Below are 12,324 nucleotides of genomic sequence, written 5' to 3'. Positions count from 1 at the left end.
CCTTCAGGCCGAGGGTTGCGCACCGGTTTCAGCGCCGAGGTAGGCGGCCTGCACCGCTGGGTCCGCTTGCACCTCCTCAGGCGTGCCGGCGCTGATGACCTGGCCCTGGTCGAGCACGTAGATCCGATCGCTGATGCCGGTGATGAAGTTGAGGTCGTGGTCGATCACCAGCACGCCGGCGTCGACCGCTGCGGCCATATGCCGGACGCGTCCAATCATCTCGGCGGACTCAGCGTCGCTCATGCCGCTCGTGGGCTCGTCCAGCAGCAAGAAGGCGGGCGCCATCGCCGCGGCACGTGCCAGCTCGAGCCGCCGTGCACTGCCGTAGTCGAGCTCGCGGACCCGGCGATCGCGCACGTCCCACAGGCCCGCCTCGGCAACCAGCTCGTCCACGCCTGGATGCAGCCCCGGCCGGTGCCGGGCCGCCACACGGCCGGCCAGCTCCACATTCTGGCGCACGGTCAGCGCCCCGAACAGCCTCAGGTTCTGGAACGTGCGCACCAAGCCGGCCCGTGCGATCTCATGGCTCGGCTCGGAGTTCAGCACCCGGTCTCCCAACTTGAACCAGCCCGATGCCGGCTCCACCACCCCGGTGATGACGTTCACCAGCGTTGTCTTGCCGGCGCCATTCGGCCCGATCAGACCCACGACTTCATCGGGGGCAACGGTCAGCCCGGCCCCGTCGAGCGCCCGGAAGCCGCCGAAATCGACAACCAGCTCCCCCACGTCGAGAGCTGCGCCCTGGCGAGACACCTCGGCGTGCAAGCCCACCGGCACCACCTCCGCCAACGGCTCGGGCCGCTCGGCAGGCCGGCGACGCTGCCAGCGACGCCACAGCCACGCGTCCAGCTCCCAATCCCCCAGCAATCCCTCGGAGCGGAAGATCATGAAGCCCAGCATCGCCAAGCCCAAGAACACCGTCTGCAAGTTCTCCCGGAAGATCCAGTCCAACAGCCCGGCGTCCAAGCTCAGCCCGAACAGCTCGTAGCCGTCCTGGCCGAGGCGTCGCGCCGCCTCGCGCCCGATCGTCATCACCGCGACACCAGCCAGCGCGCCGGTGACGCTGTTGCGGCCGCCCACGATCAGCATCGCCAGCGTCAGCAGCGTGTAGTTGAAGAAGAAGTCGTCGGGCAGGATCGAGCCGTTCTCGTACACCCGCAGCGACGACCCGATGCTGACCACCGCCACCGAGATGAGCAACGCCGCGGTCTGCTGCACCAGCGGGTTCACGCCCATGGCACGGGCGGCCAGATTGTCCTCCCTCGCCGCGACCGCAAGCTTGCCGCTGCGGCTCTGCGCATACAGCCGGGCAATGATCAGCGCCCCGAACAGGCAGAGATAGATCGGCAGCCGGCTGTCGAGCGCGGCGCCGATCTTGAACGTCAGACCCGCCCGGCTGCCGCCGGTCAGGTCGGGCCAGTTGCGGGCCACCTCATGGGTGACGAACAGCAACGCCAAGGTGATGACCGTTGCCGCGACAGCGCCCGACTCCGCGCCCGAGCGGGCCAAGCCGACGCCCACCATCGCCGCCACGACCACCGTCACCCCGATGGCCACGACGCCGGCCAGCACCGGGTTCAGCAGCACCTCATCCAATCCGAACGGGGCGTCATCGATGCGCTTCAGCTTCTCGTCGGGACTGATGGCGAAGACCGCGAAGGCGTAGCCGGCGATGGCGCCGAAGCCGATATGCCCGAACGACAGCACGCCGGTGTTGCCGACGTAGATCTGGATGCCCAGCACGATGATGGCGTCGATCAGCATGACCGTCACCAGACGCTCGGCCGCCCGGCCCTGGAAGCTCTCGTAGATCAGCCCGGCCGCCAGGAACACGGCGAAGAGCACGACGCAGCCCAAGACCGGGAATCCGACGTCACGCCCGAGGCGAGGGAACATCAGACCCGCTCGATCCGACCCACCCGATCAGACCCGCTCTGCGTGTCTGACGGTGACCAAGCCCTGGGGCCTGAAGATGAACAGCAGCGCGATCAGCCCGAAGACGACGCCCTCGGTGAGGCCGGCGACGCTGTCGGGCAGGCGCGAACGCAACAGCACCTCAGCCAGTCCCAGCACCAGCCCGCCGATCACCGCTCCGCGCAGGCTGCCGAGGCCGCCGATGAGTGCCGCCAGCACGCCCTTGAGCATCGGGGCGATGCCCGCGCTCGGGCTGATGCTGCCGGCGCGCATCAGCCAGAAGACCCCGGCGATGCCGGCCAGCAGCCCTGACAGCGCGAAGGCGCCCCGGATCACGGTGTCCGAGCGCACGCCCATCAGCCGAGCCGTGTCGAAATCGGCCGCGGCGGCGCGCAGCGACAGCCCGAACATGGTCCGCTGCACCAGCCACGTCGTGCCTGCCAGCGTCAGCAGGGTCACGACGATGACGGCGGTGTCGTACACCTCGATGTTGAGCGGCCCGACCGAGTACGTGTTGGTGACCCAGGTCGGGCGGTCGAACGGCTTGACCGACGCGGACACGTACAACAGGAAGATGGCGGAGATCACGAAGTGCACGCCGAAGGAGGTGAGCAGCAGCGTGAAGTCGGAACTGCCCCGCACCCGTGAGAACGCGACCCGCTCGATCACCAGCGACGTCAGCACAGCGCTCACCACGATCAGCGGCGCCACGAGGTACCACGACCAGCCCGCGCCGAGGGTCCACAGCGCCACGTAGCCGCCGACGGTTATCAGCTCGCCGTGGGCGAAGTTCAGCAGGTGCATGACGCCGAAGACCACGGCGACGCCCAGCGCCAGCAGCGCGTAGATGCTGCCCCGGCCCAAGCCGTCGATGAGGTTCTGCGCCAGCTCGGTCATCGCGGACCGTCCTGGGCGTGTCGGGGAGTGCCATTGCCGGCGTCGTGACCGACGAAGGTGTCGAACAGATCGTCTCGCCGGCTCAGCTCGGCGCCCGTGCCCGTGGCCACGATTTCGCCGCTGCGCAGCACGTAGGCGCGGTCGGACACCTCCAGCATCCGGGCAGCGTTCTGCTCCACCACCAGCAGCGCGCGGCCCTGGTCGCGCAACGTGTCGATCAGCTCGAACACCAAGTCCACGAGCACCGGCGCCAACCCCAGGGAGGGCTCGTCCATCATCAGCAGCCGGGGGGCCGACATCAGCGCCCTGGCGATCGCCAACTGCTGCGCCTCGCCGCCAGACAGGAACCCGGCCGGGACATCCCACTTCTCGGAGAGCACCTCGAAGCGCTCGGCCATCTCGTCCAGCAGTTCGGCCCGCTTCGCCGGCGCCACGGTGACCCCGCCGATCTTCAGGTTCTCCTCCACGGTGAGGTCGGCGAAGATGCGACGGTGCTCGGGCACAAGCGCCACGCCCGAGCGCAGCAGCTTCTCGGGCGTGTGCCCGGTGATGTCGTCGCGCTCGAAGGTCACGCGGCCCTCGGCCGGCTCGATGAGCCCGGCGATGGCGGAGAGCAGCGTGGTCTTGCCCGCACCGTTGGGTCCGATGAGACCGACGACCTCACCGGACCCGACGTTCAGCGATGCATTGCGCAATGCGGCTATGGAGCCGTAGCGAGCGGTGAGCCCTTCAACTTCGAGCATGGGAGCCGCTCAGCTCACGATGGGTGGCACTGTGCCCGTCGTGGCGCGCCGAGCGATGCCAAGAGGCTGCGGGCTTGGGCGAACCTTCACCTCGCAGCACCTCATGCTTCCGGCTGATGTTCGCTGTGCTCGCGGGCCGCTCGGGGCGCAGCTTCGCCTGTCGACTCAGCCTCTAGTTGATCGTGATCGTGGCGACGAGCACATCCTCGCCGTTGGTGATGCGGTTGATCGGCACTGCCTTCGGCGGGATGCCGTTAGTGCCTTCATAAGCGATCTCGCCCGACAGCCCCTGAAAACCAGAGATCTGCTTGACGGCCTCGCCGATTTCGGCGGTGTCGTCGCAGCCGCAGTCGAGCATGCCTTGGATGCCCAAGAACATCGAGTCGACATACAGCGCCATGAAGCCACGGCTGTCCAGCGCCTCGCCCTTCGCGGCCTCGAACGCAGCGAGCATCGAGTCGATCCGGTCGCCTGCGGTGATGCTGGTGTGCGGCGTGTGGGCAATGCCCTCGTTGTTGGTCTCGACCTGGATGCCGGTGGCATCGAGCGCGTCGGTGCCGACGTAAGTGAGTCCGTCCAGGCCTTGGCCTTCGAGCTGCCCGCGCAGCGCTGTCACCTGGAAGCCCAGCGCGGCCGAGAACACCACCTCGTTGTTCTCCGAGATCCCGGCGATCTCGTTCACCTGCGGGGAGAAGTCGGTGTCGCCAGCCCACACGTATGTCTGCACGCTGACGACCTCGCCGCCGCCGGCTTCGAAGGCGGCCATGAACGCGTCGGGATTAACGCCCGTGTAGGGGATGCCCTCGCCTTCGGTGAACACGATGGCCCTGGTGATGCCCTGGTCGAGTGCCCACTGGGCGGCTGCCCCCGACATCTGATGGTCATCGAAGGTGACCAAGTACGAGTTGATCGAGGCGTCCGCCAGCGTGGGCTCGGTGGATGCGGCCACGAACAGCGGCACCTCGCCGTCGGTGGTCCGCAGAATCGGCAGCGCGAAGTCTGCGAAGGGCGGGCCGATCAGGAAGTGCGCGCCCCAGTCCAGCAGGACGTTGGTGGCGAGCGCAGCGTCGTCGCCGACTTCGGCGACGCGCACTTCGACTGGCCGGCCGTTGAAGCCGCCACGGCAGTTGGCGAGCTCTGCGATGTAGGGCACGAGCTTCGAGCCGGGAATGTCGACGAATCCGACCACGTCGCTGAAGTCCATCGCCATGCCGACCCGGATCGGGTCACCCGTGGGCGCCTCCTCGCACGCCGACAGATCGGCGCTCAGGATGTGATCGATGTCGATGCTGGTCATCGTCGCGCCGGCTGACTCGCCGGCTTCGGCCGTGTCGTCGCCGCCGCATGCTGCGCCGAGCAGTGCGACCACGGCCAGCAAGGCCAAGATGCGTCGTCTCATGGTGGATCCCTCCCGTGGATCGAGTCGATGCTAGCCCTACCCGGATTGCGGGCCGTATAGCTTCTGCTGAGTCTCGGGAAGGAACGACTCATGGCCAACGACCGCGTTCGCATGCTGTGGCCCGACCATCTCGGTCTCGCTCGAGGCAAGTACGTCCCGGCCGCCTTTGCCCACGAAGGCACCGGCCATGCGGCGGCCGTCTTCAGCCTGGCCTACGACCGCTCGTTCATCGCAGCGCCCGGGTCGGGCGTGTTAGACGGCTTTCCCGACATGCACGCCACCTTCGAGGAGTCGGATCTGCGTCCCGGCTGGGATGACGACCGCACCCAGGTGGCGGTCTGCGACCTGTCCCAGCGCGGCGAGCCGTTCCGCTACTCGGCAAGGTACGCGCTGCGCAAGGCGATCGCCGACTGGGAGGCCTTGGGCTACCGCCCGATGGTGGGCATCGAATTCGAGGCCTACGTGCTGGAGCTCACCGAAGAGCACGGCTGGCGGCGGTGGGACACGCCCGAGTCGTATGTGTACGGAACGGGGCGACTCGTGGACCCGATCGGCTTGATCGACGACATAGTGGATCTCGCGGCCGGCAGCGAGATCGTGCTCGAGTCCGTCAACGCCGAATTCGACTCCGGCCAGTTCGAGCTGACCCTGCGCTACACCGATGCGCTGCGGGCCGCTGACGACGCGTTCCTGTTCCGGGTGCTTGCCCGTGAGCGGGCCATGGATCACGGACGCCGGCTGACCTTCCTGGGCAAACCGTATGCCGAACTGGAGGGCAACGGGGTCCACGTGAACTTCTCACTGGTCGACGGCGACGGCAACAACGCTCTCGCCGATCCCAGCACCCCCGACGGGTTGTCGGAGCTGGCCAAGTCGTGCTTGGCCGGCCTGTGCGCCCATCACCAAGGACTCACGCCGCTGTGCGCCCCGACGGTCAATGCCTACCGGCGCCTGCGGCCGTTCACCTTCAGCGGCCGGAGAGCGAACTGGGGATATGACCACCGCGTGGTGGGCACCCGCGTGCCGCCCGAGCGAGGCGAACGCACGCGCATCGAGTCACGCTTGGCCGACGGCGCCTGCAATGCCCACACCGCCATTGCCGCCGTGCTGCAGGCGGCACGCTTGGGCTTGGCGGACGAGCTCGAGTGCCCCGAGCCGGAGACCAATGACGGCATGGAGGCGTGGAACACCGAGGTCACCTCGGCGTTGAACCTGGCGGATGCCTTGGGCCACTTGCGAGCCGATCCAGCGCTGGCCGAGGCGGTCAGCAGCGACCTCGCCGACAACTTCCTCGCCATCAAAGACGCCGAGTGGGAGCGCTACGTTGCTGCGGTGGGTAAGCCCTCCGACGACATCAGCGAGTGGGAGATCAACGAGTACCTGCCGTACCACTGAGCCGCCACTCGGCAGTCGCCGAGCCGGACGGCAGCGGCCGAGACGGCCCCGCAAGACCCAGCGGGTCGGACTTGCTCAGGTGAACTCGATGTAGCGCTTGCGCTCCCAATCGGTCACGTCGTCGCCCGCCGGATCGCACCCGGCGTCGACGAACTTGTCCAACTCGGCCTTGGCCATCAGCACAAAATTCGTCGAGAACTCCTCGCCGAGCGCTGCCGCCAGGGCGCTGCCCTCGTACGCCGCAATGCCGTCGGCTGCGTTGTTGGGCAGCGGCACCGCCTCGCCGGGGTCGTCGTACTTGTCACCCTCGCTCATCGGACCCGGATCGGCGCCCCGCTCGAGCCCGTCAGCACCGGCTGCCAGCAATCCGGCGATCATGAGGTAGGGGTTGGCGTCAGCGCCTGCTGACCGGAACTCGACACGGTTTGCGCTGCCCGCGCCAACCGTGCAGCGACACATCACCGACCGGTTGTCGAGCCCCCAGTGCACGTGCGTGGGCGCGAACGTGTACGGACGCACGCGCTTGTAGCCGTTCGGCACCGGGCTGCCCAGCAGCGACAGCGCACCGGCGTTGTCCAGCAGGCCGCCCAGCCACTGCGACATCACCTCATCGGGAGCCTCCGCAGACGATGCGAACACGTTCCCGTCCCCGTTGGACAGGCTGGTGTGCACATGCATGCCGCTGCCTGAGGGCTCGGTCCACGGCTTGGGCATGAAAGTGGCCTTCAAGCCGGTCTCCTCCGCGATCTCCTTGACGATGCTCTTGTAGAGCGCCGTGTTGTCCGCGGTGGTCATGGCGTCGGCGTGAGCGACATTGATCTCGATCTGGCCGGGCCCGTACTCGGGATTCGAAGACTCCACCGGAATGCCCAAATCGATCATCGCGAGCCGCATGGCCAGCAGCACCGCTTCGATATCGCTCCGATCGGTGAGCGACGAGTACTGGATGTGTTCTTGAGTGAACGACCAGTCGTGCTCGCACAGGTAGAATTCCATCTCGGTGGCCACCACCGGGCTGTAGCCGAGCGCCTCGCACCGCTCGATCTGGCGGGCCAGCACCGTGCGCGGGGCAATCGGGTGCAGCTCATGGGCCGGATCGAGACTGTCCGAGAAGACCAGCGCGTAACCGCTGCGGTGCCCGAACAGCCGCAGCGTGCCCAGATCGGGAACCAAGTGCGTGTCCAGGAAGCCCTTGGCCATGTTGATGTACGGGCTGTCGACCAGGTCGTTGTGCAGGTCGAAGATGTAGATGGCGTCGGCGAGGTGGCAGCCGCCCTCGGCCACCGAACGCAGGAAATGGCCCAGCGGGAACCGCTTGCCGCGCAGGTGACCGTAGGTGTCGACGATGGCCACCTCGACGGTGTGCACATCGGCGAAGCGCAGCCGTTGCTCGACAGCGGCGATGACCCCGCCCGCCGAAGCCTCCGCCGAAGATGTTCCCCCGAAATCGGGACTGTCGATCGAGGTGAGTCTGGTCATGGTTGGTCTCCTCGTTGCTGGGGGTGCGGCGACGACGGGTTTGGCCTGCCTGCGAGCGGCCACAGGCTTACCATTCGGCTGTGACCAGCGAAAGCACCGTCGACAGCCCTTCGCCGTCCGACATCGACATCGCCGATGCAAGCCGCTACTCGCACGGCATCGCATGGGAGGATTTCCGGGCACTGCGCCGGCTGCCAGGGCTGCACTGGAATCGCTACGAGGCCGAGCCAAATGTGGACGGGGGCTTCTGGGCGGTGACGCGGCACGCCGACGTCTGCGAGGTGTCCCGCCATCCCGAGCGCTTCTCGTCGGCGATCGGGCACGTGAACCTGTGGGATCTCGAAGCTGACGCACTCGAGGCCCGTCGCTCGATCCTCGAGCACGATCCGCCGGCGCACACCCGCTTGCGTCGCGTGGTCTCCAAGGCGTTCACGCCGCGCCAGATGCGCCGGTACAACGAGCGCACCCGCGATATCGCCGACGAGTTGCTCGACGCGGTGGTCGAACGCGGCGGCGGCGACTGGGTGGATCTCGTCGCGGCGCCGCTGCCGATCCGGGTGATCATCGCGATCCTGGGGGTGCCGCCCGAAGATGCCGACTACATGGTGGAGCTGTCGAACCACCTGGTCGAGGGCACCACCGAGAGCCAGTCGCTGCCGCCTGACGCCTACGGCAACACCACGCCGCTGCGGCTGCTCCCCTTCGGCAGCCCGGCCGCATGGGGCCTGTACTCCTACGGCGCGAAGCTGAGCGACGAGCGTCTCGCCCAACCCACGGACGACCTGGTCAGCCACCTGGTGCATGCCGAGGTGTGCGGCGACCGTCTCACCGCTGCGGAGTTCCGCAACTTCTTCCAAGTGCTCGTGTTCGGCGGCAACGAGACCACCCGTACCGCGATCACGCACGGGACGATGGCGTTCGCTGACCACCCCGAACAGTGGGATCGGCTGGTGGCGGATCGTGGCTTGCTTCCCAACGCAGTCGAGGAGGTCATCCGCTGGGCATCGCCGATCCTGCACATGCGGCGCACCGCCGCAGTCGACACCGAGCTGGCCGGCACCCAGATCTCAGCGGGCGACAAGGTCGTGATGTGGTACCCGTCGGCCAACCGCGACGAGGCGGTGTTCGATCGGCCAGACGAATTCGACATCTCGAGGGCGGACAACGCGCAGATCGCGTTCGGCGGCGGCGGACCGCACTTCTGTCTCGGCGCCTACTTGGCCCGCATGGAGCTGACCGTGCTGCTCGAAGCGATGCTGGACCGCGGCATCCGGCCGGCGAGCGCTGAGAACTTGGTGCGGATCCCGTCCAACTTCGTGCACGGCGTCGCCTCAGTGGACGTGAGCGTCGACGTTGCGGCACCCGCTGTGGGAGTCTGACGCGGTGAGCACCTGGGCCGAGCCGTACCTGGACGATCTGGGACCCGACGACGCCGACATCTCCGACCACGACGTCTGGACCCGAGGCGTGCCCCATGCCACGTTCGCCCGGCTGCGCCGGGAAGAGCCGGTGGCATGGATCGACGAGGTCGACGGTCGCGGCTACTGGGCGATCACCAAGTACGACGACGTGTTCCGCGTCAGCCGCGACACCCAGACCTTCACCTCGACGAAGGGCATACGCCTCGAGGACATGGCGCCTGACGAACTCGAAGCCCGCAAGACCATGATGGAGCAGGACCCGCCCGAGCACACCCGCTACCGGCGGCTGGTGAGCCGGGGGTTCACACCGCGGGTCGTGAACACCTACGAGACTGCAATCCGCGCCTTGGCCTGCGAGGTGCTGGACCGGGCGCTGACAGACGAGCGCTTCGACTTCGTGACCGAAGTCGCCACCGAACTGCCCATGCGAATGCTGGGTCGCATGCTGGGAACCAGCGATGCCGATGGCCACCAGCTCGTGGAGTGGGGCGACGCGTTGCTCGGCAACACCGATCCCGATTTCACCGACTATCCCGTGGGCTTGGTGGACACCGACGAGTTCCGGCTGATGCCGTTCCGCAGCCCGGTCGCCATCGAGATCTTCAACTACGCAGCAGAGCAGGCAGCGAAACGCCGGGCGCACCCGACAGGGGACGTCATCGGCCAGCTCTTGGCGCCGACCACCGACGGCACGCCGCTCACCGATCAGGAGTTCAAGAACTTCTTCACCCTCATCATCGCTGCGGGCAACGACACCACCCGCTACACGATGACCCACGGCTTGTGGGTGCTGATGGCGCACCCTCACCTGTTCGACACATGGCGGGCTGCGGTGCTCGCAGGAGACGAAGCGCTGACCGCTGCCGCGGTCGAAGAGGTGCTGCGCTCCAGTTCGGTCACGACGCATTTCCGCCGCACGGCGACGTGCGACACCGAGATCCGCGGCACCAAGGTGCGAGCAGGCGACAAGGTGGTGCTGTACTACATCAGCGCGGACCACGACGAGGACCGCTTCCCGCACCCGTACCGTTTTGACTTGGCGCGCCCGGATAACGAGCACATGACCTTCGGCCGCAACGGTCCGCACCTGTGCCTGGGAGCGTGGCTGGCCCGCATGGAGATCAAGGTGGTGTTCGAGGAGCTGCTGCGGCGGGTGGTGCGCATCGAAGCGGACGGACCCACCGAGCGGCTGCGGTCCAATTTCATCTCCGGAATCAAGCACCTGCCGGTACGCGTCAGCGAGCTGGCTGCATGAAGGCACTCGTCGTGACGCACGAGGAAACGTCGCGGCCCGGTTTCGTCGGCGACGCACTGGTCGAGCGCGGCGCCGAGCTGACTGTCCACGTGATGGTGCCCGACAGCACGAAGCCGGCCGAATTCCAGCCCGTGGGAGACGACAGCTTCGATGTGCTCGTGGTGACGGGTTCGCACTGGTCGGTGTACGAGGACGCCATCAAGCCCTGGATCGGTGCGGAGCTGGATCTCATCCGGCGCTCGCATGAGCGCGGCACGCCGGTGCTGGGCATCTGTTTCGGCGGTCAGGCGCTGGCTGCGGCGCTGGGCGGATCGGTCGATCTTTCCCCTGAGACCGAGATCGGCTGGTACCGGATCTCGCCGCCCGACGGCGTGACGCTGCCGATCTCGGACGGCCCGTGGATGGAGTGGCATCACGATCGCTTCCACCTGCCCCTTGGCGCCGAACTGCTGGCCAGCAGCGAGATCTGTCCGCAGCTGTTTCGCATGGGCCGCAGCGTGGGAACCCAGTTTCATCCTGAGATCAGCGTCGCGCTGGCCTCCGAGTGGCTCGACAAGGCGACTGACGACTACCTGGCATCGTGCGGCGTCACTCGCCAGGAGATCCTCGCCGGAGTGACGCGCAATGAGGCCGCCAACCGTCGCAACTGCTTCGAGCTGATCGACTGGTTCCTCGACGACGTGGCCACGTAGCAGGTCTGGGCGCGTCCCTGGCAGATTCTCGAGGCGCTGCGGCCCCGCCGACGAGTGGATCGGCGATGCAGATCCTTCGCCCGGTCGTCACGCAGGTTGAGCGTGAGGCCCAGTTTTCCGGCGTTGTGGTTGTTGAACGATCCCCCGGCTTCGATGCCGCGGTGCTCGCCTACGAAGGGCTGCGTGCCTCGCAGGATGTCCCAGCGGCCTTGGCGGACCGGATCCTCGATGCGGATCACCTCTGCGCCGAGGGCGGCGAGAATCTTGGTGGCCCCCGCCCCGGCGAGCTGCCCGGTGAAGTCGCAGATGCGGGTACCGGCGAGCGCGCCCGGCTGGGGCTTCGGCCAGATGGGCGGGCAGTGGTCGGGATCGATCACGGGATGAGATCGCGCTGGGGCGTCCGGCCCGTTCCGGACTCGTCGGCCAGTGCCCGCGCTCGCTGCTGGCAGTCGTCGATCGCGGTCCGCAGCGTGGCGGTCCACGCTGTCATGTCGGCACGACGGGCTCGTGCGCCGTCGGCGCCAGTCGGCGGTTCGAGGGACTCGCCCACCACGATGGCCACCTGGGTCCGCTTGGGGAACTTCGCACCGCTGGGCATCGACTCGCGGGTGCCGGCGATGCCGATGGGCAGCACCGGCGCGCCCGACTTGGCTGCGAGCCACGCTGTGCCGTCGAAGATCTCGCCGATCTCGTCGGAGGGCTGGCGGGTTCCTTCCGGGAAGACCAGCATCGCCTCTCCCGCCTGCAGCAGGCCGAGCGCAGCGCGCAGCGCATCGAGGTCCGCCTCACCCCGGCGCACCGGGAACGTCCCGACCGAGCGCATGAACCAGCCGAGCGGACGGGGATGAAACAGCTCTTCCTTGCCCAAGTAGCGCACACGCCGGTGGGTGAGGCTGCCGATGAGCGGCCCGTCGAGATGGCTGCGGTGCACGGGCGCGTAGATGACCGTGCCTTCCACGCGCAGCCGCTCCTGCCCGGATGCCCGCATCCGAAACGCCCGGAACAGCAGGCCCCGCACGAGGCCGCGCACCGCTCGGAACGTCAGCGTCCCCGCAAGCCCGTCGGCGGCCAGCAGGCCTCCTGAGCCGCGCAGCCTCCATGTGCTCGCCCGTGCAGTCACACCAAGATT

General features: G+C 67.7%; 10 protein-coding genes and 1 pseudogene. 4 read left to right on the top strand and 7 right to left on the bottom strand.

The genetic code is table 11. The annotated features are described in order from the left end of the window. Positions 1-3: 3 nt before the first annotated feature. The 4 genes from ACOGXQ_RS19235 to ACOGXQ_RS19220 form a co-directional block, all read right to left on the bottom strand. The gene (locus ACOGXQ_RS19235) at positions 4-1,896 is read right to left on the bottom strand and encodes an ATP-binding cassette domain-containing protein (RefSeq protein WP_419945211.1); all 1,893 of its coding nucleotides are present in this window, start codon (positions 1,894-1,896) and stop codon (positions 4-6) included. A gap of 27 nt (positions 1,897-1,923) precedes the next feature. After that, positions 1,924-2,811 (bottom strand): branched-chain amino acid ABC transporter permease, encoded by an 888-nt coding sequence (locus ACOGXQ_RS19230; RefSeq protein ID WP_419945210.1) that lies wholly within the window; start codon positions 2,809-2,811, stop codon positions 1,924-1,926. Beyond that, positions 2,808-3,554 carry an ABC transporter ATP-binding protein gene (locus ACOGXQ_RS19225; RefSeq protein ID WP_419945209.1) on the bottom strand — a complete coding sequence of 249 codons (747 nt, stop codon included), beginning with the start codon at positions 3,552-3,554 and terminating at the stop codon, positions 2,808-2,810. Before ACOGXQ_RS19225 ends, ACOGXQ_RS19230 begins: the two co-directional genes overlap by 4 nt. Positions 3,555-3,726: 172 nt before the next feature. Further along, on the bottom strand, positions 3,727-4,953 hold the full coding sequence (locus tag ACOGXQ_RS19220) for an ABC transporter substrate-binding protein (RefSeq protein WP_419945208.1): 1,227 nt from the start codon (positions 4,951-4,953) through the stop codon (positions 3,727-3,729). A 90-nt stretch (positions 4,954-5,043) separates the two neighbouring features. Here ACOGXQ_RS19220 and ACOGXQ_RS19215 point away from each other — a divergent pair, with 90 nt between their 5' ends. Beyond that, the gene (locus tag ACOGXQ_RS19215) at positions 5,044-6,348 is read left to right on the top strand and encodes a glutamine synthetase family protein (protein ID WP_419945207.1); all 1,305 of its coding nucleotides are present in this window, start codon (positions 5,044-5,046) and stop codon (positions 6,346-6,348) included. 75 nt (positions 6,349-6,423) lie between these two features. On the opposite strand, the gene ACOGXQ_RS19210 is transcribed toward ACOGXQ_RS19215, so the two are convergent. Continuing rightward, a complete protein-coding gene (locus ACOGXQ_RS19210; RefSeq protein WP_419945206.1) occupies positions 6,424-7,827 on the bottom strand; it encodes a glutamine synthetase family protein in 1,404 nt (467 codons plus the stop codon). Positions 7,828-7,907: 80 nt separating this feature from the next. Between ACOGXQ_RS19210 and ACOGXQ_RS19205 the strand changes: the two genes are divergently transcribed. The 3 genes and pseudogenes from ACOGXQ_RS19205 to ACOGXQ_RS19195 form a co-directional block, all read left to right on the top strand. Next, the gene (locus ACOGXQ_RS19205; RefSeq protein ID WP_419945205.1) at positions 7,908-9,206 is read left to right on the top strand and encodes a cytochrome P450; all 1,299 of its coding nucleotides are present in this window, start codon (positions 7,908-7,910) and stop codon (positions 9,204-9,206) included. 4 nt (positions 9,207-9,210) lie between these two features. Then, positions 9,211-10,503, top strand: coding sequence for a cytochrome P450 (locus tag ACOGXQ_RS19200; protein WP_419945204.1), 1,293 nt, complete (start codon positions 9,211-9,213; stop codon positions 10,501-10,503). Next, positions 10,500-10,973, top strand: a pseudogene (locus ACOGXQ_RS19195) (type 1 glutamine amidotransferase); the annotation flags it as partial. The gene ACOGXQ_RS19200 and the pseudogene ACOGXQ_RS19195, both read left to right, overlap by 4 nt. A gap of 98 nt (positions 10,974-11,071) precedes the next feature. Here the strand turns inward: ACOGXQ_RS19195 and ACOGXQ_RS19190 are convergent. Together ACOGXQ_RS19190 and ACOGXQ_RS19185 are read right to left on the bottom strand one after the other, a co-directional pair. Beyond that, entirely contained in the window at positions 11,072-11,572 is a 501-nt protein-coding gene (locus ACOGXQ_RS19190; RefSeq protein ID WP_419945203.1) for a CoA transferase, read from the bottom strand. Further along, on the bottom strand, positions 11,569-12,315 hold the full coding sequence (locus tag ACOGXQ_RS19185) for a lysophospholipid acyltransferase family protein (protein WP_419945202.1): 747 nt from the start codon (positions 12,313-12,315) through the stop codon (positions 11,569-11,571). Before ACOGXQ_RS19185 ends, ACOGXQ_RS19190 begins: the two co-directional genes overlap by 4 nt. Between the last annotated feature and the right edge of the window lie 9 nt (positions 12,316-12,324).

The sequence above is a fragment of the Candidatus Poriferisodalis sp. genome, from assembly GCF_965208485.1.
Classification (GTDB): Bacteria; Actinomycetota; Acidimicrobiia; order Acidimicrobiales; family Poriferisodalaceae; genus Poriferisodalis.
The sequence above is the reverse complement of the archived record's forward strand: the minus strand, read 5'-3'. Positions and strand labels throughout refer to the sequence as shown.